This window comes from Algoriphagus sp. SE2 (assembly GCF_039563885.1).
In the GTDB taxonomy this organism is placed as follows: Bacteria; Bacteroidota; Bacteroidia; order Cytophagales; family Cyclobacteriaceae; genus Algoriphagus.
Window position 1 is genome coordinate 69,663 of the sequence record NZ_JBCLWJ010000005.1, and the last position, 23,565, is coordinate 93,227.

22 protein-coding genes and 1 riboswitch are annotated in these 23,565 nt (G+C 36.6%); of the genes, 6 read left to right on the plus strand and 16 right to left on the minus strand.

Annotated elements, in window-relative coordinates; genetic code table 11:
• Positions 1-46: 46 nt before the first annotated feature.
• Positions 47-155: riboswitch (SAM riboswitch) on the minus strand.
• A 95-nt stretch (positions 156-250) separates the two neighbouring features.
• From can to AAGF08_RS07960, 11 genes are all read right to left on the minus strand, one after another.
• Entirely contained in the window at positions 251-895 is a 645-nt protein-coding gene (gene can, locus AAGF08_RS07910; protein ID WP_343510613.1) for a carbonate dehydratase, read from the minus strand.
• A complete protein-coding gene (locus AAGF08_RS07915; RefSeq protein ID WP_343510614.1) occupies positions 892-2,433 on the minus strand; it encodes a SulP family inorganic anion transporter in 1,542 nt (513 codons plus the stop codon). The genes can and AAGF08_RS07915 overlap by 4 nt, the downstream gene beginning before the upstream one ends.
• A 100-nt stretch (positions 2,434-2,533) precedes the next feature.
• Entirely contained in the window at positions 2,534-3,868 is a 1,335-nt protein-coding gene (gene argH / locus AAGF08_RS07920) for an argininosuccinate lyase (RefSeq protein ID WP_343510615.1), read from the minus strand.
• A gap of 8 nt (positions 3,869-3,876) precedes the next feature.
• Positions 3,877-4,959, minus strand: a complete 1,083-nt coding sequence (locus AAGF08_RS07925; protein ID WP_343510616.1) for a M20 family metallo-hydrolase — start codon at positions 4,957-4,959, stop codon at positions 3,877-3,879.
• Positions 4,960-4,974: 15 nt separating this feature from the next.
• Entirely contained in the window at positions 4,975-5,775 is an 801-nt protein-coding gene (gene argB, locus AAGF08_RS07930; RefSeq protein WP_206587394.1) for an acetylglutamate kinase, read from the minus strand.
• Between the two features lie 23 nt (positions 5,776-5,798).
• The gene (locus AAGF08_RS07935) at positions 5,799-6,761 is read right to left on the minus strand and encodes an acetylornithine carbamoyltransferase (RefSeq protein ID WP_343510617.1); all 963 of its coding nucleotides are present in this window, start codon (positions 6,759-6,761) and stop codon (positions 5,799-5,801) included.
• Complete coding sequence (locus tag AAGF08_RS07940) at positions 6,762-7,910, minus strand: aminotransferase class III-fold pyridoxal phosphate-dependent enzyme (protein WP_343510618.1); 1,149 nt, start codon at positions 7,908-7,910, stop codon at positions 6,762-6,764.
• 54 nt (positions 7,911-7,964) lie between these two features.
• Entirely contained in the window at positions 7,965-8,933 is a 969-nt protein-coding gene (gene argC, locus AAGF08_RS07945) for an N-acetyl-gamma-glutamyl-phosphate reductase (protein WP_343510619.1), read from the minus strand.
• Entirely contained in the window at positions 8,926-10,119 is a 1,194-nt protein-coding gene (locus tag AAGF08_RS07950; protein WP_343510620.1) for an argininosuccinate synthase domain-containing protein, read from the minus strand. Before AAGF08_RS07950 ends, argC begins: the two co-directional genes overlap by 8 nt.
• 41 nt (positions 10,120-10,160) lie before the next feature.
• Entirely contained in the window at positions 10,161-10,844 is a 684-nt protein-coding gene (locus AAGF08_RS07955; protein WP_343510621.1) for a GNAT family N-acetyltransferase, read from the minus strand.
• Positions 10,845-11,217: 373 nt separating this feature from the next.
• Positions 11,218-12,474, minus strand: coding sequence for an aminotransferase class V-fold PLP-dependent enzyme (locus AAGF08_RS07960; RefSeq protein WP_343510622.1), 1,257 nt, complete (start codon positions 12,472-12,474; stop codon positions 11,218-11,220).
• Positions 12,475-12,709: 235 nt separating this feature from the next.
• Here AAGF08_RS07960 and AAGF08_RS07965 point away from each other — a divergent pair, with 235 nt between their 5' ends.
• Positions 12,710-13,417 carry a DsbA family oxidoreductase gene (locus tag AAGF08_RS07965; RefSeq protein ID WP_343510623.1) on the plus strand — a complete coding sequence of 236 codons (708 nt, stop codon included), beginning with the start codon at positions 12,710-12,712 and terminating at the stop codon, positions 13,415-13,417.
• 12 nt (positions 13,418-13,429) lie between these two features.
• Here AAGF08_RS07965 and AAGF08_RS07970 read toward each other — a convergent pair whose 3' ends face one another.
• Positions 13,430-14,344: an SMP-30/gluconolactonase/LRE family protein gene (locus AAGF08_RS07970; protein ID WP_343510624.1), complete on the minus strand. Its 915-nt coding sequence runs from the start codon at positions 14,342-14,344 to the stop codon at positions 13,430-13,432.
• A gap of 13 nt (positions 14,345-14,357) precedes the next feature.
• Positions 14,358-15,251 carry a hypothetical protein gene (locus AAGF08_RS07975; protein WP_343510625.1) on the minus strand — a complete coding sequence of 298 codons (894 nt, stop codon included), beginning with the start codon at positions 15,249-15,251 and terminating at the stop codon, positions 14,358-14,360.
• A gap of 49 nt (positions 15,252-15,300) precedes the next feature.
• Here AAGF08_RS07975 and AAGF08_RS07980 point away from each other — a divergent pair, with 49 nt between their 5' ends.
• The 3 genes from AAGF08_RS07980 to AAGF08_RS07990 all read left to right on the plus strand — a co-directional run bounded on the left by AAGF08_RS07980 (position 15,301) and on the right by AAGF08_RS07990 (position 17,167).
• On the plus strand, positions 15,301-16,383 hold the full coding sequence (locus AAGF08_RS07980) for an oxygenase MpaB family protein (RefSeq protein WP_343510626.1): 1,083 nt from the start codon (positions 15,301-15,303) through the stop codon (positions 16,381-16,383).
• Between the two features lie 108 nt (positions 16,384-16,491).
• Complete coding sequence (locus tag AAGF08_RS07985; RefSeq protein ID WP_343510627.1) at positions 16,492-16,797, plus strand: DUF2752 domain-containing protein; 306 nt, start codon at positions 16,492-16,494, stop codon at positions 16,795-16,797.
• Positions 16,790-17,167 carry a TM2 domain-containing protein gene (locus AAGF08_RS07990; RefSeq protein WP_343510628.1) on the plus strand — a complete coding sequence of 126 codons (378 nt, stop codon included), beginning with the start codon at positions 16,790-16,792 and terminating at the stop codon, positions 17,165-17,167. The genes AAGF08_RS07985 and AAGF08_RS07990 overlap by 8 nt, the downstream gene beginning before the upstream one ends.
• A 399-nt stretch (positions 17,168-17,566) precedes the next feature.
• On the opposite strand, the gene AAGF08_RS07995 is transcribed toward AAGF08_RS07990, so the two are convergent.
• Positions 17,567-18,283, minus strand: a complete 717-nt coding sequence (locus tag AAGF08_RS07995) for a hypothetical protein (RefSeq protein ID WP_343510629.1) — start codon at positions 18,281-18,283, stop codon at positions 17,567-17,569.
• Positions 18,284-18,331: 48 nt separating this feature from the next.
• Between AAGF08_RS07995 and AAGF08_RS08000 the strand changes: the two genes are divergently transcribed.
• Positions 18,332-18,856, plus strand: coding sequence for a HEAT repeat domain-containing protein (locus AAGF08_RS08000; RefSeq protein WP_343510630.1), 525 nt, complete (start codon positions 18,332-18,334; stop codon positions 18,854-18,856).
• 56 nt (positions 18,857-18,912) lie between these two features.
• Positions 18,913-19,545, plus strand: a complete 633-nt coding sequence (locus AAGF08_RS08005; protein WP_343510631.1) for a hypothetical protein — start codon at positions 18,913-18,915, stop codon at positions 19,543-19,545.
• Here AAGF08_RS08005 and hrpB read toward each other — a convergent pair.
• Together hrpB and AAGF08_RS08015 are read right to left on the minus strand one after the other, a co-directional pair.
• Positions 19,542-22,031, minus strand: a complete 2,490-nt coding sequence (gene hrpB / locus AAGF08_RS08010) for an ATP-dependent helicase HrpB (RefSeq protein ID WP_343510632.1) — start codon at positions 22,029-22,031, stop codon at positions 19,542-19,544. The two genes, AAGF08_RS08005 and hrpB, sit on opposite strands and share 4 nt — an antisense overlap.
• A 215-nt stretch (positions 22,032-22,246) precedes the next feature.
• Positions 22,247-23,557, minus strand: coding sequence for a DEAD/DEAH box helicase (locus AAGF08_RS08015; protein WP_343510633.1), 1,311 nt, complete (start codon positions 23,555-23,557; stop codon positions 22,247-22,249).
• Between the last annotated feature and the right edge of the window lie 8 nt (positions 23,558-23,565).

Genomic DNA, 23,565 nt, shown 5'->3' on the forward strand with positions numbered 1-23,565 from the left:
GTCTTGAGGGAAAAAGAGAAGAAAATCCGCTGTACATATTGTAAAGAATTTATAGTTCCAATTGAGACCATCTCAATTGGCAGGAATTGGCACCTTGGATTTTCCAGGTTGCCAGAGGGTCATTGAGCCTGTCTCTCGCCTCTTCTTTATAAATCCTTACACTAAAAAAAGAGAAGGATTACACAAATAAATAGACCGTAATTGGATTTTCAAAATGAATTATCAATTTCAGATGATTATTCTGAAATGATTATCCCAATTGATCTTTATCATACCTGAAAATGGGATTGATATTTTCAAAATCAGGTTCAATTTTAACTAACTCAGAAACTAATCCATTATTTAATCCATATACCCAACCATAAACGTGAGGTGCTTTTCTTTGATTCCAAGATTTTTGAATAATGGAGGTTTTAATTAAATCTTGACATTGTTCAATGACATTATACTCAACTAATTTATTTGCTTTTTCAGAAGGGTTCTCGATGGCATCAATTTCATCTTTATACATTTTATAGACCTCTTTTATATTACGAAGCCATTTATTGATCAATCCCAAATTATTATTGGTGAGTGCTGCAGCTACTCCTCCGCATCCATAATGACCACAAACAATAATATGCTCAACCTTTAAGACTTCTACTGCATATTGTAGCACACTTAACATATTAAGATCTGTGTGCACCACCATGTTTGCTATATTTCTATGTACAAAAATTTCACCTGGTTCAGTACCTGTGATCTGATTTGCAGGAACTCGGCTATCTGAACAGCCAATCCATAAAAACTTAGGTTTTTGCTGTTGAGCCAATCTTTGAAAAAATGTATTATCTGTTTCATTCATTTCTTCAGACCAGGCCTTATTCTGCAGCAGAAGTTTTTCGTAAGGTTTCATAGTGAATTTGTCAATTTATAACGGAATCCTTCCGTCGTTACTTCAATATTTTTATCAAAAGAGGTCAAGATAAAATCATTCAAAACCTCTTGAATGTCATGATCTATAAATCTTGCTTTTTCCGCATTTATTACCACCTGAGCCCCATATGGGATTTTTTCCAATTCTTTCATTAAAGGAGCTTTATTTAAAAAACTAACGTCTTTTTGAAGTTGTACCAAATAATTTCCATTATGCTCCGTAATCCTGATTGATTTTTGAAAGTTAGTTTTAATCACAAAGAATAATCCAAATGCCATGCCTATTCCTATTCCAATCAATAAATCAGTTAATAGAATCGCCAATACAGTCACAATAAATGGTATGAATTGATCTTTGCCTTGCTTATAAATTGAAATGAAAATAGTTGGTTTGGCTAGTTTATAACCTACAAAAAACAGAATCGCTGCTAGGCAGCTGAGTGGTATTTTACTTAATATCCCAGGTATAGCCAAGATTAAAACAATCAGTAAAATTCCATGTAAAATAGCCGAAAGTTTTGTTTTGGCACCACTGGTAATATTTGCAGAGCTTCTTACTATTACGGCCGTCACTGGCAACCCACCAATTAAACCAGAAACAGTATTACCAATTCCTTGGGCAACTAATTCCCTTGAGTTAGGTGTAATCCTTTTTTGAGGATCCATCTTATCTGCAGCGTCTATTGAAAGCAGTGTTTCTATTGATGCGATCACTGCAATTGTTACAGCTATGATCCAGAAAGCACTATCTGAAATTAAAGAAAAATCAGGGAAGGTTATTAAATTACTTAATTCCCCAAAATTGTTTACAGATGGAAGCATTACTAAATGTTCTCTGTCCAAATACCAGTCAGGTTTCCAATATTGATAAGTTTCGTTAATTAAAATTCCTGATAATACTGCCCAAAGTGCTCCAGGAACAACACCCAAAATTCTGTGATTTGTGATTTTGGGTCGTTCAAAAAATATAATTATCGCCAATGCTACTAAAACAATTAAAATAGCTCCCGGGCTATTAAACTCTATCGCATACCAGATTTCTGTAAAAGTATTATGATTATCAGACTGTAAAAATGTCTCATCACCCATAGTATCTTTATCATATCCTAATGCATGAGGGATCTGCTTCAATATTAATATCAAACCTATGGCGGTGAGCATTCCTTTAATTACAGCATGCGGGAAATAATATCCTAAAACCCCAGCTTTCATTATTCCCAAAACAAGTTGTATCAATCCTGCTACAACCAAGCTAGCTAGGAACAATTCAAAAGTCCCTAAGGAAGAAATAGAATCCAAAACAACTACTGTGAGTCCTGCTGCAGGACCGCTGACACTTACATGAGATCCTGAAAAAGCACCCACGACGATTCCACCAACAATTCCTGCAATCAATCCAGACATAGGAGGGGCACCACTTGCGATTGCAATCCCAAGACATAGCGGAAGTGCTACTAAAAATACCACCAAACTTGACTTAAGATCATATTTGATGTTCTTACCAAATAGGCTTTCCATGAAAGAATATTAAAATTATATAAATGCGTTTAAAATAAACACTTGTGTAAATTATAATTTTTCGACTAGACTATTACAAATTTTCCAGTATCATTCAAGACTAGCTTAATAGTTTTAAAAATGCGGCATCAATTTCTTCAAAGTTGAATCCCTTAACAGCTTTTTTCATTTTTTGAGAAATCTCTGGTAATCCAAGATTTCCGATACTTCCTTCGTGTGAGTGAGAAATTTTGTTTTGGTCTGGTGAAAAATTATTTGCTTCAATACCCATCCCAACTTGCTTATATGCGTCTCTGAATGGAATTCCTTTCAACACTAGTTCATTAACCACTTCCACTGAAAAGACATGTTTGAAAAATGGGTCCTGCAGAATTCCTTTTTTGACTTTTATGGATTTCAGCATAAATGTGCACATACTTAAGCAATTGCTAATCGTATCTATAGCAGGAAAAATCTCTTCTTTTAATAACTGCAAATCGCGATGATATCCAGTAGTCGTATTTGTTAACAATAAGGAGATTGTCGTGGGGACAGCTTGAATTTGATTGGTTTTAGCCCGCATTAACTCAAATACATCTGGGTTCTTTTTATGGGGCATTATGCTACTTCCCGTAGTTAAATCATCCGGGAAACTTATAAAACCAAAATGTTGATTCATAAACAGGCAAATATCGCTTGCCAGTTTATTTAAAGTTCCAGCAATTCCAGCCAATGCAAAAGCCAAGGTTTTTTCGGCTTTCCCTCGGCTATTTTGGGCATTAATTACATTATGATGTAGATCAGCAAAACCTAGCAATTCAGTGGTATAGGTTCTATCCAAAGGAAAACTTGAACCATAACCCGCAGCAGAACCCAATGGGTTTTTATTAGCTAAATCAAACGCAGCTTGCAACATACCCATATCCTCACTTAAGCCTTCTGCAAAAGAGCCAAACCAAAGACCAAAAGATGATGGCATCGCTAATTGGGTATGGGTATATCCGGGCATAAGATCATCTTTATGTTGATCAGCTAATTTGATTAGTAAATCAAAAAGAGTAGTGGCCTCTTCTACTAATTCTCGTATGGCAGCTCTGTAATATAGTTTCAAGTCCACAAGCACCTGATCATTCCTACTTCTACCACTATGTAGTTTTTTTCCTACCTCTCCGTATCGATCAGTTAGTAGAAATTCAATCTGAGAGTGCACATCCTCTACTCCAGAAGCAATTTCAAATTGGCCCTTTTCAATTTCATAGTAAATTTCCTTTAGACCTTTTTGTAAAAGCTGATTATCTTCTGAAGTCAACAAACCTACTTTGGTAAGCATATGGGCATGTGCCATGGAACCTAACACATCAAAAGGTGCCAAAATTATATCGAACTCAGGATCTCTACCTATGGTGAAATTTTCTACTTCCTTCTTATTTCCAGTTGCTTTTTGCCAAAGTTTCATAGTGCGATTTACTGTACTTCCGTTAATAATTTAGTATAAGTATCCAAAATAGCTATGTATCCAGTAATTCCATTTTGAATTTCATTTAAATAGATGAATTCGTTTGCTGTATGAGATCTTGCTGAATCGCCTGGACCTATTTTTACCGATGGAAAAGGAATTAAGGCTTGATCTGATAGGGTAGGGCTACCATAGGTCTTTAAACCCAATTTCTCTGCGATCTTCCAAATAAAATGAGATTCAGGAATACTTGAGGATTGTAATCTCACAGATCGCGGATACAATTCAGATTTTAAGTTCTTCTTCAATTCATCTAATGCTTCCTCTAAAGTATAAGCATCTGTAACACGGACATCCAATGTGAATTCACAAAGATCAGGTACTACGTTGTGTTGCTTTCCTGCATGAATAACTGTTGCCGAAACCTTTGTTTTCCCCAGAAAAGCAGATTCCTTTTTAAAGATAAAATTTCTAATCTTTTCAAGATCATCCAAAGCTAAATACAAGGCATTTACGCCCTCTTCTCGGGCGGCATGTCCAGCTTTCCCTTTCATTTTGGCATCAATCACCATCAAACCTTTCTCTGCAACCGCCAAATCCATCAGCGTGGGTTCGCCTACTATTGCCAAATCACAAGCTGGGATTTTTGAAATAACGGAGGCAATTCCTTGAGGACCTGAAATCTCTTCTTCTGCTGATGCAATTAAAATCAAATTGAAAGGCAATTCTTTTTCGAAGAAATAACAAAATGCCGCAATCAAGCTTACTAAAGGCCCACCGGCATCATTACTTCCTAATCCAAATAATTTACCATCCTTTTCTATAGGTGAGAAAGGATCAAGGGAATAACCGGAATTTGGTTTTACGGTGTCTTGGTGGGAATTAAGCCATATGGTAGGCTTTTCAGGATTATAATCATTCGCAAAAGCCCAGATATTATTTCCTGATCGTTGAAAAGAAATTGACCGGGTTTTAAAAAATTCTTCTAGTAGCGCTGCAGTTTGATCCTCTTCTTTAGAAAAAGATTGGATAGAAATCAACTGTTTTAAAAGCTGAATAGCATCCTCATATAAATTTTCGATAGTCTTCACGGCTTCCTGTCAAGATCAATAAAGATCGTAACGATGTCTCTCTATGGTTGTACCAGATAATTTTCCTTTGGCAGCTAGTAATAGGTTTTCAGCTTTGCCAATCCAAACATGATTGACACCCTTCATCAAAGCTTCGAAAGCATTATCAAGCTTAGGAATCATACCTGAATGGATGACATTTTCTTTTTTAAGCTCCTGATAAATATCCTCATTGATCAATGGAATGATAGAGTTTTCATTTTTCTCGTCAATTAGGACTCCACTTTTGTTGAAACAGAAATACAGATTCACCTGATGCTCCGCTGCTAAGCTTGTAGCTAGGGCAGAAGCGATGCTATCTGCATTTGTGTTCAATAACTGACCTTTTTGATCATGAGTTATTGCATTGACTACAGGTAACAAATCAGCTTGTAGTAAATGATCAATCAGTTTTATATTTACTTCTTTTATATCGCCTACAAATCCATAATCTATTCCTTTGACAGGTCTTTTGATGGATCGAATCAAATTGCCATCAGCTCCTGTCATTCCCAAAGCATTCACTTTAAGAGCCTGTAGTTTCGCAACTATCTGTTTGTTGATCAGACCCGCATATACCATCGTCACCACATCCAATGTATCTTTATCCGTTATCCTTCGCCCATCTACCATTTCAGGCATTACCCCAAGGGATTCTCCGAACCTCGAAGCCATGATTCCACCTCCATGGACTAGGATCTTATGACCAGGGAATTTTGAAAAAAGACTCAAAAACTCATCTAGTTTTTCTGGAAAGTCAATGACATTGCCGCCAATTTTAATAATACTGATTTTCATAGGTCGATAGGTTTGGGGCTTCATTAAATCAAATGGCTGATTACAGATTGAGCAGCATAGATTCTATTTTCGGCTTGTTTTTGTACCAGAGATCTTGGTCCGTCTAGGATTTCATCCGATAATTCCAAATTTCTTCTAACTGGCAAACAATGCATTACTTTGGCGTTTGTTGCAGCTTTGAGATGATTTTCTGTCAGCATCCACGAGTGATCGGTAGAAATAATTTTTCCATAATCATTAAATCCAGACCAGTTCTTAACATACACAAAATCAGCATCTTGTAATGCTTCACTTTGATTATATTCTATAGTAGCTCCTTTTATAAATTTATCATCTAGCTCATATCCAGCAGGATGGGTAATTGTCAAATCATGTCCCATGCCTAGTGTCCATTCTGCAAAACTATTTACAACAGCATGTGGAATTGCTTTGATATGAGGCCCCCATGTAAGAACAACTTTAGGCTTCTTGATTTCTTTAGAATATTCCTGAATGGTAATCTGATCCGCGAGACTTTGTAAAGGATGACGAATGGCCGATTCCAAACTAATCACGGGAATCCCAGAATACTTGACAAATTGACTGAAAACAAAATCACTCATATCCTCATCCTTATTCGTTAAAGAAGGAAAAGCTCGAATTGCCAGAATATCAAAATAACTTCCCAAAACACCTGCAGCATCTTTAATATGCTCCACAGTACCTTTATTCATGATAGCGCCTTCATTCATTTCAAGTGCCCAGCCTTCTTTGTCCATATTGAGGACAATTGGCTCCACACCTAAATTGGAAGCGGCAATTTGAGTAGAAACTCTTGTCCGAAGAGAAGGATTCAAAAAAATACAACCGATTCTCTTTCCCATTCCTCTTTGGATGTCAATTCTAGGGTCTGCTTTATAAAATAATGCTTTATCTATTAATTGTTGACCTAAAGCCTGGGATTCGAACTGAGTGAATTTTTGAATTTTTATTGAACTTGAGTCCATTTATTTGAGAATAGGTGATTGTGCTAAAATTTGAGTCAATGCTGATATAAACGAATTTAGCTGATTCAATTCAATATTTAAAGGAGGAAGTAGTCTAATGGTATTAGAGGAGGCTGCACTTCCTGTGAATATGTGGTATTTCTTCACCAATTCAGATCTAACTGGTCCAGCTTCCCGGTCCAGATCGATCCCAATCATTAAACCGTTTCCTCGAACATCAATAATTCCAGGAATAGTTTTTAATTCTTCCATGACTTTGGTCCCCAGTTCATGAGCCTTCTGAATTAAATTTTCTGCTTCTAAAACTTCCAATACAGCAATTCCTGCAGCACAAGCCAGATGGTTCCCTCCAAAAGTAGTCCCCAGCAATCCATAGCTTGATTCAAAATCAGGAGAAATAAGGATTCCCCCAATTGGAAAACCATTTCCCATACCTTTGGCCATGCTGATGATATCAGGCTTTATGTTTTTCACCCATTGGTGGGCAAAAAACTTTCCTGTTCTACCAAACCCTGACTGAACCTCATCTAAGATCAATTTCACTCCAAAATCCTTACAGATATTGGTCAAACCAGTTAAAAATTCAGGTGATGGAACCTGAATACCACCTACACCCTGGATACCTTCTATAATAATTCCTGCAATATTCCCTTGTTTGACACGGAGTTCCACTGCTTGCAAATCACCCCAAGGCAAAATTTCAAAATCTTCTCTTGCGTTGCAAGGAGCTACAATTTTAGGATTATCCGTCAATGCAACGGCTGCAGATGTTCTTCCATGAAATGCTCCTGTAAAAGAAATAAAACCGGATTTACCCGTACCAAAGGAAGCCAACTTAATCGCATTTTCATTTGCTTCGGCTCCCGAATTACACAAAAACAAATTGTAATCAGGATATCCAGATATACGTCCTAAAATTTCAGCGTATTGCTTTTGAATAGGAATGTGAACAGAATTAGAATAAAATGCGATTTGATTTAGTTGATCTTCAATACGCTTTACATAATGTGGATGCGTATGCCCAATGGAAATGACTGCATGTCCACCATAAAGATCCAAATATTCTTGTTCTTGATCGTCCCAAAGCTTGGCACCTTCCGCTCTTACGAGTTTTACAGGAATGAGTGGATATACATCAAATAAATTCATCTTGAATTAGAAATATGAGTAAAGAAATAGAAAATTTGACCCAAGGTCAATTGATTAAAAAGCAATGCTTTTGAGATTTAATCCAGTTTTCTCATCCAAACCAAAAGCCAAGTTGAAATTTTGTACAGCTTGACCAGAAGCTCCTTTTAATAAATTATCAATGGCGGAATAAATCACCAATTGACCTAATTCTTTTTGAACATGGATGATACACTTATTTGTATTGACGGCTAGCTTCATATCTATATCCTGATCCGAAACATGCGTAAATGCAGCGTTCTTATAGAATTCATGATAGACTTTTCTGGCCTCTTCAACAGTTCCTTCAAACGGGAGGTAGGCAGTCACCCAAATACCCCTTGGGAAATTCCCACGATATGGGACGAAAAGCAATTCAGCATCGAATTCTGAATTCAACTGCTTAAAAGTCTGTCTTATCTCTTTCAGATGCTGATGAGTAAATAATTTGTAAACAGACATATTGGAAGACCTGTAACTAAAATGGGATGTTTCAGCCAGTTTTTTACCAGCGCCTGTACTACCTGTGATTCCTGAAATGTGAACAGTTCCAGTGGCCCAACCCGCAGTGATAGCCGGAGCTAAAGCCAATTGGATACCTGTAGCAAAACAACCAGGATTTGCTATCTTTTTAGAACCTGTTATTTGATCTTTATTGACCTCTGGCAATCCATATACAAAACTATGAGATTGGTCTCTAAAATCTGTTGATAAATCAATGATGACGGTTTCTTCAGTAAATGAATTTTCATCTAAAAATGACTTAGTTTGTCCATGTGGTAGCCCAAGGAAAACTGCATCTATTCCAGATTGAGGAACTTCATCTGTAAAAACAAGGTCACAATCTCCAATTAAATCTGGATGTACTTCTGACACTTTTTTTCCTTTTTGGCTATTACTGTGGACACATACCAACTCACAGTTTGGATGATTCACTAAAATCCTCAATAACTCTCCACCGGTATAGCCAGCGGCACCAATAATGGCTGTTTTAATTTTAGTCATCGCTGCTATTTACTTTATGGAATATTGCTGTTTGGTTACCCAGAATTCGAGTAAATCCTTTCACGTCTTCAGCTGTATACCCTTTATTCATCTCCCCATAGCTTCCAAACTTAGCTGACATCAAATCATGATCAGAGATAATCCCCAATAGAGTAAAGCGATAAGGCTGCAAAAGAACTCGAACCGTTCCTGTCACATATTCTTGAGTGCTTTGTAGAAATGCCTCCAAGTTTCGCATCACTGGATCCAAGTAATGACCTTCATGCAGATGGTTACCATAGAATTCAGCCTGCTGATTCTTCCAGAACATTTGCCATTTAGTTAAGGTGTGTTTTTCAAGCAATTGATGTGCTTTGATTATCACAATGGGAGCAGCTGCTTCAAAACCAACTCTTCCTTTAATCCCGATGATGGTATCACCTACATGAATATCTCTTCCAATCCCGAAAGGTGAGGCCAATTTTTGAACTTCTTGAATGGCATCTACAGCATGCTCATAAGCTTTTCCATTTACAGATTTTAATTCCCCTTTTTCAAATCCTAGGGTAATTTCCTTGGCCTCTGTTGCAGTCATTTGAGTTGGCCAAGCAGACTCAGGCAAGTAATCGGATGAGGTTAAAGTTTCTTTACCACCTACAGAGGTTCCCCAGATTCCTTTATTAATAGAATAGGCAGCTTTTTCGAAATTCATCGAAACGCCATGTTTCCTCAAATAATCAATTTCTTCTTGTCTGCTAAGCTTTAGATCACGGATAGGAGTGATGATTTCAATATCCGGTACAATAGTTTGAAAAATCATATCAAATCGTACTTGATCATTACCAGCTCCTGTAGAACCATGAGCAACAGACTTGGCACCTATGGATTTGGCGTATTCAGCCAAAGATTTGGCTTGTAAGATTCTTTCTGCTGAAACAGAAAGAGGGTAGGTCTGATTTTTCAGGACGTTCCCAAAAATCAAGTATTTGATAACTTCTTGATAATAAGTTTCAACTACATCAAGAACTTTAAAAGAAGCAATACCTAAGCTCTCAGCCCTAGACTGGATTGTTTCTAATTCCTTGTTTGAAAAACCTCCTGTATTGACCAATACAGCATGAACTTCATATCCAAGTTCCTTGGAAAGGTGTAAGGCACAAAATGTGGTATCTAAACCGCCGCTATAGGCTAAAACTACTTTTTTCATCAATTATTTAGGTTTGACAATAGTTGATACTAGGTAAATGATTATAGGAATATGTTTGTAACTGAATCCTTTGATTTGTTCAATTTAAGCATGAGATATCTTTTTAGTCTGACCCAACGGTCAAATAATTTGATTTCTTTTTTGAAATTCTGTCTTAAAGCAATTTCTTCAACTTGGCTTTTCTTAGCATTTGGATCATATAGCATCGCAGTACAAAGACAGTTTTGACGCTGCTTGCTCATCAAAATCTCATAATTCACACAACTTTGGCATCCCTTCCAAAACTCATTATCATCCGTTAAATCCTCATAAGAAACTGGAATATATCCTAAACCTGAGTTGATTTTCATCACTGCTGCACCAGTCGTTAATCCAAAAATTTTAGAATCAGGATATTTTAAACGACTTAATTTGAAAATTTCCTGCTTGATCATGCGTGCTAATCCAAATTTTCTGAATTCAGGTGCGACAATCAAACCGGAATTTGCGACATACTTCCCATGACCCCATGCTTCAATATAACAGAAGCCTGCCCATGTTCCATCTTTAGTTAGAGCAATCACAGCTTTTCCCTCATCCATCTTTTTTTCAATGTATTCAGGGCTTCTTTTGGCAATACCAGTCCCTCGAGCTTTCGCAGAATTCTCCATCTCATCTGTGATGATGGATGCATATTTTTTGTGGGATGGCTCAGCCATTATGATTTGAAATGATATATTTTCCATGTTTGAATGCATGAAGGATTTTCCGAAAGTATTCGGAGATTTAAATAGAATAGAATAATTAAGGCGAGGATGTTTTCCACACAGGAAAACGATGTATAACAATAAGGGTTAGACCCTAAAAAAGAACCTATACCTCCTCAAGGGAGTGAAAAATAACATAACAGGCTTCGCAACAGCTACATAAAGAGCATAGTTAAAAGAAGGCGTTATGTAAGAAATTGTGTTCATTCGTTTCGGATAGCAAATTTGAACTCTTTGAAAACTAATTGCAAGTAATTTTTTAATTTTTTAACCTTCCAGCCCAAAAATATTGCCAAAAACATGTAGACTTACTTTAATTTTTGATCAGTCTGTAATTCCAAATATTATTTCGTTACGTATTTCCAGACATTTCTTTCAATGCCTCAATAAATTTATCCATTTCATTTTCTGAAGTATATACGTTGGGTGAGATCCTACATCCAAACACTCCTCCAGAACCATTAATACCTACCGTGTAGATTTGGTATTTATCCATTAATGTCTTTGCCATATCTCCTGGAGACACTTTTTCAAGGCCCACATTCGCGATACCACAAGACCTATGAGCTTCTAGGGGTGTATTCACTATTACCCCAGGTAAATCCCTTACCTGGTCAGACCAATATTTTTGAATGTATCTCAACCGTTCCTCTTTTCTTTTAATTCCCATTTTATTGAGGAAGTCAATCGCATCAATAACTGCCAAATCTGTGGAAACCGGATGAGTTCCCGTATGATTCAAATTCAGTAAAGTTTGTTGATCTAATTGATATGGAGCCAAAAGAGGTTTGATTTTTTGGCTTTTGCCCTTTTTCACATATAACATTCCACAACCGAGTGGAACGCTGAGCCATTTATGAAGACTTGACCCGTAGTAATCACAATTCAATTCTGAAATATTAAAATCAAAATGTCCTACTGCATGAGCTCCATCTAGCATAATCTCCACTCCGTGAGTATGAGCCATATCAGCTATTTTCCTCACAGGTAGAATATGTCCCGTAATATTCACAATATGTGGAACCATCATCAGTTTTGTTTTAGGCGTAATCGCCTGCTCATAAACCGATACGATTTCCTCATCATTTTTAGGATGCATTGGGATATCTATTTTCTTCACTTTTATCCCATACCTTCTTTCTGCCAATTCAAACATATTAAGCAAACTTCCATAGTCCTGATTGGACACTATGGCTTCATCTCCTTTATTCCAAGGATAACCTGAAATGATCAAATCAATTGATTCAGTTGTGTTTCGAGTTAATACGACTTCTTCAGGGCTTGCCCCCACAAGTTCTGCTACTTTTGCTGCAGATTTTGCTTTATTTTCCCATTGTACTGTTCGCATATAACTAGATGCATGATAGTTTACATCCCGTAAGTGCTGAATATATTTTTCTAAAGTTTCTTCAGGTAAAAAACAATAATATCCATTTTCCAGATTGATATAATCTGGTTTTAATTTATAAGCAGCTCTCATTTGTTCCCAGATATCTGGGGAAGAAAAATCCAAATCATTAATGCTTATTGTCTTAGCTTTCGTATTAATTATTGATCCGGTACTAAAGCCTAGTAATGCCAAAGCCTTAATAAATGAGCGCTTATTCATAGTAAATGGTTTTGATAAGTTATAAAATGTAAGAAATCAACCAGACAATCAATAGAAAAATGGCCATATATATGATCCAAGGAGATCTTTTGGGAAATTCAAATTGACAAATAGGGCAGATTTTAGCCTTTTCATCAACTTCCATGGCACAGGAAGGACATTCTTTCGTTTTCAATGATTCAAGTGAACTCTTTTGTGAAAAATTCTATTTGAAGCTTAAGTAAATTAAAAAGTTATGAAAATCGAAATATGGTCTGATGTAGTTTGTCCTTTTTGTTACATAGGCAAAAGAAAACTAGAAAAGTCCTTAGAAAAATATCCTTTTAAAGATAAGATCGAAATTGAATGGAAAAGCTTTCAATTGAATCCAGATCAGGTGACCGATCCAAGTCTCAATTCCTTAGAATATTTATCTAAATCAAAAGGATGGTCCATGTCACAAACCTTGCAAATCACGCAACAAGTGATGGATATGGCCAAAAATGAAGGTCTAGAATTTCAAATGGATAAAACCGTTGTAGCTAATACAAAGAATGCTCATAGGCTAATTCACTTAGCCCAAGAATCTAGTAAAGGTAGTGAGATGAAAGAGAGGCTTTTAAAAGCTTATTTCAATGAAGGGATAAACGTCGATGATGCAGATGCATTGTTGAATATTGGGTTAGAAATTGGCTTAGAGGAATCCCAAATAAAAGAAATACTAAATTCTGATAAATTTGAAAATGAAGTGGAAAGAGATATCTATGAATCCCGTCAATTAGGGGTTCAAGGTGTTCCTTTTTTTGTTTTAGATAGGAAATTCGGAATATCCGGCGCTCAGCCAGATGAAGTTTTTGATCAAACAATAGAAAAAGCTTGGAATGAATACAAAAAAGAAAACCCTGAACTAGAGATTGTCAAGGGTAATCCAAATGATTCATGTGAAATAGATGGGGACTGCTAGTCCTCATTTTTTTTACCAAACTCCTCTTGTCTTCATTTCTAGCTTATAAACAGCATCCATAGCTGTTATAAATAGTGTTTTTCTATCCAATGCACCGAAAACCACATTTGCAGTCCATTTTGCGGGAACGGGTATATGCGCGATTTGTTCTCCTCTTTTATTAAACACAGTCACCCCATCACCTGTGAGATACAAATTACCTTTGAAGTCAATGGTCATTCCATCAGAGCCTTTCTCACAGAATAATGTTTTATTGGTTAAATAACCATCTTCCCGGATATCATATTTATAGGTCTTATTGGCGCCTATGTCAGCAACATATAGTGTTTTTCCATCTGGGCTTCCTACTATTCCATTCGGTTTTACCAAATCATCGGTAACTCTAAAAAATTCAGATCTATCTTCCGAAACATAATATACGTGTTGGCCATCTTGCTCCATTTCTGGTTCTCGGATTCCTTCCCAATAGTCTCGTGGATATAAGGGATCAGTAAAGTATAAACCACCTTGAGGTCTTACCCAAAGATCATTCGGACCATTCAATTTATTTCCTTTAAACCCTGAAAGAATTACTTCTTCGTTTCCATCTTGATCTATGGCCCATAGTTCATTTTTTTCATCGGCACAGGTTATCAAGGTATTATTCAACATAAAATACATTCCATTAGAACGGCCTGCATTTTCCTTGAATAATGTAATCTTATCGCTTCCCGCTGACCATTTATAGATTTTATTATTGGGTTGATCTGTAAAAAAAACATCTCCCATTCGGTTGATGGCCGGACCTTCTGTGAAGGTAAATCCATCTTGAATCTTAATAAGTTCGGCCTTTTTGTCGATAACACCTCCTCGTTCTTCGATTTGTGCTGAAAGAGAGTGAGAGGCAAATAATGCTGTTATTAAAACAGCCTGTTTAAAAGGGTTCATATCGTCTAATTGATTATTTTCTTTCCATAGCTAATACCAAAACATCCAAGTCCTTGCTATAAGCCATTCTGGATATATTTTGATGGGTTTCGGAGTTAATTGTTCCAACCAATTCCCAGTTACTATCTGTATATTTTCTTTTATAAATATTATTTCCGGATGCCATTAATAAGTAATTCTTATCTAGCCAAATGAAATCCTGGGCACCCTGAACTCCAAAATAATATTCAGACCTTTCTCCTGATTCTATATCGTAGCTTTTTAACATCAATGCTTTTTCTTCGCCAAGATTACGAAATTCCTCTGTGGAAAGGTAGCTGATTTCACTCGTCTTTGGTCTTTTCTTAATAGCTCTAGCCACGGCCGAATCAATCATAACGATATCATTTCTTCCTCTAGCATAAATAAGGTGATTTGGGTCTCCCAAAACAAACATCGCTGCTTTGTTGTCATACCAATCATAATATCCTACAGGTTCAATATCATCATAAAGCAATTCTGCTGGTTCAAATGTAAGCGGATATAACCAAATTCGTTGCTCTTTATCGGGCTCAGAAACTACTGCAGAAATATACATTCCACAGTCTGTAATCATTGGAGAATTTTCATTTCTGTCAGAAGTCCTACTCATATTTGTAAACTTCTTGGAATTGAAATTATATACTATGATATCAAAATTGTCATTTTCATCTGCAGCAGAAAATACCATTTGATACTCGTTGATAAAGCTGGGTTGATTATCATATTCCGGCCTATCAGTTAAAGCATAGGCTGTTTCTGGGAAGATTTTAAAATTTCCTGCTTTACCTGAAGTTTCCACCACCCATAGATCAAATCCACCTTGCGCCAAGACAGAGTTAGCAATAGTGAAACAACTTAATATCGAAAGTATGTAGAGAAATTTCATTTATTTCTAAAATTGATCAACCAAATTACAAAATGGATGTTAGAATGCTGTGAGTAAACTGAAATTGTATACTAATGATCGTTTAAATGATCTGAGAAAAGAAATGGATTCGTCTGCAGATCAAGCAGTTTTGGATTTAATTCAGAATTCTGAAATTATTTCTCAGATTAATGACTGGGATTCCATCCCCATAGAAATACCATCTAACTTCCCAAAAACCGTTAAATCCCTTTTCAAAGATTACAATATTAAACCTTCTCCTGAAGAACAAAGGATTTTGGAAAGGGGACAAGCTTTCTTCAATGAGCGGGGAGATATTTATTTAGCTATGCTAGGATTTTACTCTCTTCCTTATTGCTATGCATTTGCAGATGGAGCTGAAGTATTGGTTCGGTCAAAAAGAATTATGGAAGAATCGGGAAAGCGTCTGGGAGAAACAGCAAAATTTTTACTTGAAATATTCAAACCTGGGGCTTTCATTTCATCCAACCATGCTTTCCTGGTCTGCGCTAAAATCCGCTTGATTCACGCTTTTAGCAGATATTTTATAAATCAATATGCAAAAGATTGGAAAGATGAATATGGAAAACCTATTAACCAAGAAGATCTACTTGGGACTAATTTGGCATTTAGTTTATTGGTTTTAAGAGGAATGCGAAAGATTGGACTAACGATATCTACTTCTGAAACAGAATTGATTTTAGCTTACTGGAAGTATTTGGGAAAATTGATGGGAATTCAGGAAGATTTCTGGCCAGAAACTGCAAAGGAAGCATTTGAGTTAGAAAAACTAATTCGAAAACGCCATATGAAAAACTCAATGGCAGGAGAGAAGCTGATCCGATCTTTATTAAATTATTACGAGGAAAATCAAAAAGAAGAATTCTTAAAGGGGAAATCTGAATCATTGGTTGCTTATATGGTCGGTAAAGAAGCTTCTAATGCGCTAGGAATTCAATCAGAGCTTCCTTTAAGTTCAGAAGTTATGGGATCTATCTTTAAGCTTTTGGGATGGAAAAATTATGGAGGAAAGAAATCTCATGCTAGATTTAGTTATGAATTCGAGCAAAGCTATTTTCAGCAATTCGGAGCCTACCCGATACTTAATTTACCTGAACGAAAGCGTCCATAACCGTACACTTTTTTGTTCGTTTACTAATCATTCATTTTTAACAACCATCGAAATTAGGCTGTAAAGGCTACTTTTTAGTAATGGCATCTTTTTCGTTTTCTTAATGGCATGAAGGAAATAACACAACGTCTTCAAAGAATCCCAGTGGAACTGATATTTTGGGTTGGAAGTTTGATAGCAATCCTATTTCTAGAACCAAATTCAGGGACTCATTTTAGTCTCTGTCCATTGGATCAGTTGGGATTCAACTGGTGTCCGGGTTGTGGATTAGGAAGATCAATGAATCTCCTAGCAAAAGGAGATTTTCAAGCCTCCTGGTCTATGCATCCCTTGGCAATGCTAGCGTACGTAGTGATTTTCTCTAGAATTTGGCAACTAATTAAAAACCTTAAAACAACACACAATTATGGCTAATGTATTGAGACACCTTCCTGAACTGGAAGGTATGGAACTGGGATATATCCAGGGATTGATGAAAAACATGGATGAAGATCAAGCTTCTCTATTTGCTCAAGTATATCGTGCAAGAAGAAAAGATGCGCAAATGATTCTGATTCTAACCTTGCTTGGCTTCTTTGGCTTTGCTGGTTTACATCGATTCATTCTTGGGCAAATTGGCTTGGGTATTCTCTATATTTTGACTGTAGGTCTATGCTTTATTGGTACTATCGTTGACTTGGTCAACTATAAAAGTTTGGCTTATGAGTATAATATCAAAGTTGCTCATGAAACCATTAATATGCTTTCCACTTCATTTGATATGGGACAGGATTCTAAAGACTGATTATAAACTTAACCGCTAACCAGTAGGCCTGAAGAAATTCAGGCCTTTTTTTATTCTAAAAATAAAAAGCAGAGGTTTATAAGGTTCAGTGATTTATTTGCTCTTCAAATACTTCCTTTAAAGAGAATAAATGAAGAATATCAATTCGTGATTTGACAGATAAATTCATCAATTAAAAACTCCATCATTTTAAAGGAAGCTATAATAATTAGGACCAATTAAATCCCAAGAATCAATTTTCTTTTATTTGGTTTTTTCCCCTTAGCTGAAAAAAATAGCCCTAAAGCAAGAATAAAATTCAATGTTAAAATTGAAGATGCCTTCAATTCAAAATCAGACTTAAAATAGCTCGATTCATTAAAACTTACAGAAAAGGAATATGCTATTGAGATAAAAGAGTTACCAATTTTCATCCTCTTGATTTCCTTCAAAGGAATTATTTGTATCCCCAAAACTTCCAAGCATGCTTTTTCCTTTATCAGAAAGCAACAAATGAAACGATTCAATCTTTTTATGTATTAGTTGGAGGGTTTCAAAGTCGGGATGCTGTATATGAAATGGGATGGATAATAGATTTGCCTGTTTTTTGTCGAATGGGGGTGGTGTTCTAGAGCCAAAGAAATAGGGCCAAAGTGTTTTGCTACAGGATATCCCCCAAAAATCAATTGGATAGTTTGTAGCATAGCTTGATAGACGCTCATTAATCTCTTCAAAAAACATTTCGGATTCACCTAATCTTACTCTGGATCCAGCTCTCGATTTGCCTTTTGTTTTAAGATATTTTATCTGACTCTTACCTTGTTTCTGTCGTACCATATAGGCTCTAAAAACTTTATGATCTATCAGAGCCCCATTATGAATATAGCCAGTTGCAGCAATTCCCGCACGAATCATCACTAAAGCCAAGTGATAATCTTCTTTCTTGAAAACTTGTCCTGATTCATCAAAATACATATTCCAGGGAAGTAAAACTTTTGCTACCCATTCGTTATTAAACGAAAATTCCAATTGATGAGAGACTGGTAAATAGACTTGTTCCAAATCCATCTCAATTACTTTATTTTGTAGAGATTTAAATTTTTCTATGTTAATTTCTAGGAATTGGCCGGAGGACATGATTCGAATATCAATTCAGTTATCTTTGTACAAATAAACTGAAATTTTATGCAGGAGGAAACCCAAAAACTTTTTGACAAAATCTGTGATCCTAATGAGAAAGAGGCATTTTATTTTGCAGAAAAAATAGGAAAAATAAATACCGAAGAGGTTAGAGATAAATTAATCAAATTGGTAAAAGGAGATAATTGGGAAATAGCTTATTTAGCTTGCAAGGCTTTGTCTAAAACCAGTTTTAATAAAGAGTCATTGGATGCAATTTTTGAGGCCATCCGAGATAAAAAAAATCAAAATCATCAAGGTGCTTTCGTTCAGATTTTGGAAGAGTTTGACCTAAGTGAAAGCTTTGTAGACATTTTTAGGATATTTCTTTTTGGAAATTTCAAAGCTGAAACCTTAGCGAAAGAATATCTTGATACTGTAGAATTTGAAATAACCCCTCGGACTATCCGAAAAGCTGAAAAACATTGGAATCACTATTTACATAATCCTGAGGATCCAGGTAGCTTACAGTTGAAAAAACTTGAGGTTGAACCTATCCTAAATGAAATGCGAGAATTATTTTCAGAGTAGCAACAAACATTAGCCTAATTATTGTGTTTTATAAAGGCAGTAAAAAGATGTTTGTTATGCTTAAAACGAAGGTTGCTAAATTGCACACAGAATTTTTTAAAGACCATGGGTTTACCTTAAATCCTTCTCTAAATCAATTTGAAAAGGATTTTCCAAATGGAAAACAAGTTATTTCCATACAAATCATAGATTGTAAGAACGAAAAATATCTAGAATATCAACTAGGTGTTTATATTAATGTCGTAGAAGAATTAATTAAGCAGTACACTTCTACCATTTGTGGATACAAAGCACAATCCATTACATTAGCCCAAACCCCGGACAAATTGGGGAGTACTTATCCAAAAGAAATTAAAATTTCGAATATTGAAGAGTTACCCAGTTTGATAAACTCGATTAAGATATTTTTTCTAGAAACTGGTTTTAAGTGGTTGGATAAAATGATAGATCCCATCAAACTTGAGCAAGAATTTCTCCATCAAAAAGAGATCGCATTTGAAGACTGCAGTTTAGTAGAGAATGCTTTTCGATCCACTGCATTAAGTAAGATTTTTAATCCTATTGATTACCCTATTTTAAGGAGGACTTTCTTAAAAAAAATAAACTCTCTTGAATTGACGCCATTTAGCATTGCTTCATTCTTACAATTCTTGAATTATTTAGATAATCTAAATATGGAAGCCGCTTAGTGTCTCCTTTTGACTCCACGTTCAGCTTCCGCCGAAACTGGATTATCCGGCCATTCATGTTTTGGATATCTTCTTTTTAATTCTTTCTTCACCTCAAAGTACCCATTAGTCCAGAAACTTTTTAAATCTTGGGTTAATTGAACGGGTTTGAATCCAGGAGAAAGCATTTCTATCAATAACGGAATTTTTCCTTCATTGACTGTTGGTGTTTCTAACAAACCAAAAAGTTCCTGTAATCGAACTGATAGGAGTGGGGGATCCCCATCCTCTTTATATTCTATAGAAATCTTGCTTCCTGAAGGTACAGGGATCGTTTTTGGAGCCAAGTGATCCAACTTTTGTTGCATCTCATAATCTAAACTTGAAATCAAGATTTCCTGAAGATTTAACTTCTTAAAATCCTCATTTTGCTTGATGTTGGTAACATAGGGCTCCAGCCATAAATCTGCTGTATCGCATAAATTCGCCATCGTCCAGGTAGGCCAATTCTGCTCAGGATTCCATTTTTGTAGCGATTGTACCCGGTTCATCAACTGGACTACACCCTCATTCCAGTCTAACAGCAATTCTCCTTCTTCTTTTACTGCTTCTAGTATTGCCTGTTTAGCCTGGCTTGAATCAAATTTTGCTAATGGTCTTTTCCCTAAAATTATTGCTCCTATTCGAACTTCCGTATGCGCTATCAGTCCTCCTTTTTTACGATCCCACTCCAAAACCTCTTTGGTCTTCAGCATAGGTGCCAGATCTTTTGGATTTAAAGGTGCTGCCAACAAAATCTTTCCCATTCCTTCACGTGCATCCACATGTGCCACCGCTAACCAAGACTCATGTGCCAAATCATCCCGATGTCCGATCTGCGCAATCTTTCCATTTGCCAATTGGAATTGAGCATTATTTCCAGGTCTTGCAGCTGCGATTCTTTCAGGATAGGCATAGGCCAAAAGTAATCCCGTCATCCAAGGATCCACCGGTTTATTCTCTGCAACAATCTTGAACATGGATCGATAGGATGCTGCCAATTTCTCTAATTTTTTAATTCTAGGAATAGTCACTCCACGTTCTCGAAATCTTCGTAAGGCTTCAATCCTCAGGTTTAAATCTACTCCAGCATTAGGAGTCAATGGATCTCTTTCATCTAGAATTGCAGCAATATCGGTTCCTAGACCCAATTCGTCATGCTTCTTAGCATAAAGCAACATATGAGCTATTCTAGGGTGTGTTGGCACCTTATGAATTTCTTTCCCATGTTCCGTTAAGCTTTCATCTTTCAAAGCATCAATGGCTTCCAATGTTTTTTCTGCCAAATGTAAAGTACCCACCGGAGGAGGAGTGAGCCATGTCATTTTTCGGATATCTTCCTGACCCCAAGCTTTCATATCCAAGACCATGGGAGTTAAATCAGCCTTCAGAAGCTCAGGAGTACGAAACTCAGCTAATTGATTTTCTATTGCTTTGGTCCATAATCGATAAGAATGACCCGCGGTCAATCTCCCAGCCCGACCGGATCTTTGGTCAGCAGAATCTTTACTGATTCGATGCAATACCAATCTGGAAAGACCTGTTCGAGGATCGAATCTGGAAGATTTGGCAAAGCCAGAATCTACCACGACTTTGATTCCTTCTATGGTCAAGGAAGTTTCTGCAATGTCTGTGGAGAGCACAATTTTTCTTTTCCCGGAAGGATCAGGCATAATTGCTCGATTCTGAGCAGCAGGAGAAAGCTGGCCATAGAGCGGCAACACCAGATCATGAGGCAATGCTTTCCGAAGAACAGCTTCTGCCTTTTTAATATCCCCCTGACCGGGCAAAAACACCAAAAAATCGCCTTCATGCTTTTTCGTCAAAGGAATAATTTGCCTCGCTGTATCTTCCCCGATGGCATATTCATCCACTTCACTTAGATATCTAATTTCCACTGGATATTGTCTTCCTAAACTTTGAACCACTTCCGCTTTGATCAAATCCGAAAGTAAAACCGCATCGATGGTTGCAGACATCAGCAAAATTCTCAGATTAGGCCTAAGCACTTCCTGAACTTCTCTGCATAGTGCTAAAGCCACTTCTGAATGAAGATTTCGCTCGTGAAACTCATCAAATATCACCAATCCCACATCTTCCAATGAATTATCAGAATGTAACATTCGAGTCAAAATGCCTTCCGTGATTACCTCCAATCTGGTGTTTTTGGAAACAACCGACTCAAATCGGATTCGATATCCAATCAAGTCACCTACTTTGGTGTTGGACATAAAAGCCATGCGTTGTGCAATGGATTTAGTAGCCAACCTTCGAGGTTCAAGCATCAGGATTTTCTTTCCCTGAAGCCAAGGTTCGTTCAACAAGGCCAATGGCAAAAGCGTACTTTTTCCTGCTCCAGGAGGTGCCTGGATAATTAGAGAATTAGCTTTGGAAAGCTGGCTTTTTACTTGATGTATAATCTCCGCAACTGGAAGATCAAAAGAATTAGGATTGAAATCTTTAAGCATGCGGTACAAAAGTAGCAGATTCTATTGCCAAGAGGAAAAGTAAAATTTAATTGAATAATAATTTATTATTCAATATTGAAATGAAAGAAGACTAGTTCTTTTATTTCTTCTGATATCTTCCTTTTTAAAAATTCTTAGACTCTAATTGAAATCGATTATTCTACAGGTTTTCTAGAATTCAGAAATTTATTAAGTGCTTAATACTTTAATAACTATTAAATCACTCTTATTCTTACCTTTTTCTCTTTCAGCTTAGTCTGATTTACTTTTGGTAAAAGCGATTCCACCTGATCTGTTTTTACGGCCACAAAAGCACAATCTGTCTTAAGTTCGATGACACCCAGTTGATCTGATTTAAGTTTGCCTTGCTTTAGAAACAAACCTGCGATATCTCCTTTTGAAATTTTATTGCTCCTTCCTCCAGAAATAAATAAGGTAGACCATTCCGATGCAGTAGGTGGAGTTTCTGGACTGAGAGTTTCCAAAGCTGCATCTGCTGCAAATTCGGGCAACTTTTCCTTTTCATGCTGAAGGATAAACGCTGTTCCTTCCTCATTCATTCTGGCAGTTCGTCCATTTCTATGAATGAATTCTGATTCACGATTCGGAAGTTGATAATGGATGATAAAGCTCAATTCAGGTACGTCAATTCCTCTGGCAGCCAAATCTGTAGCTAGCAAAAGTTGATGCGTACCATTTCTGAATTTGATCAACGATCGCTCTCTATCCAGCTGCTCCATATCCCCATGAAAGGGACCGTGGGAGATTCCATGATCTAGCAAATAATCACTGATCTGCTGAATAGAATCCTTAAAGTTGCAAAAGATAATTCCATTCTGCTGTCCTAGATTACTAATCAATTGGACCAGAGTTTCCAGTTTATTATTGGAAGGAGAGAGCACCCGCTTCACTGTCAACTGAGAGATTTTCTCATTTAGAAAATCAATTTTGATAGGAGATTTAAGATGTATAAACTTAGGGAATTGAACATCCTGGGTAGCAGAGGTTAGAATCCGCTTCTTCAAATGAGGAAGCATTTCAAGAATCAATTTCATTTCCACTTCGAAGCCGATTTCAAGCGACTTATCAAACTCATCCAAAACTAGCGTTTTAATAAATCGCTTTTCGAAAGCTTCCCGCTGCAAATGATCAGCAACCCTTCCTGGCGTACCTATCAAAACTGCCGGACGGTGTTTGATCTCTATTCGATCTTTTGAACCGGCTCGTCCCCCATAGACTGCATTTACTTTAAAACCGGTTCCCATTTCACGCATCACCTGCTCTATTTGAATGGCAAGTTCACGGGATGGAACAATGATGAGCAACTGAATTTCAGCGATTTGTTCATCCAGATTTTGGATCAAAGGCAGTAAGAAAGCCAAGGTTTTTCCTGTCCCTGTAGGAGATAAAAGAATCAGATCTTGATCGGTATTGATCGCTGCTTTTGCAGCCAACTGCATCAGGTTAAGATCGCTAATTCCCAGTTTGGAAAGAATATCTGTTTGGCTTTTAGTGGGATTGGACATTCACAAAG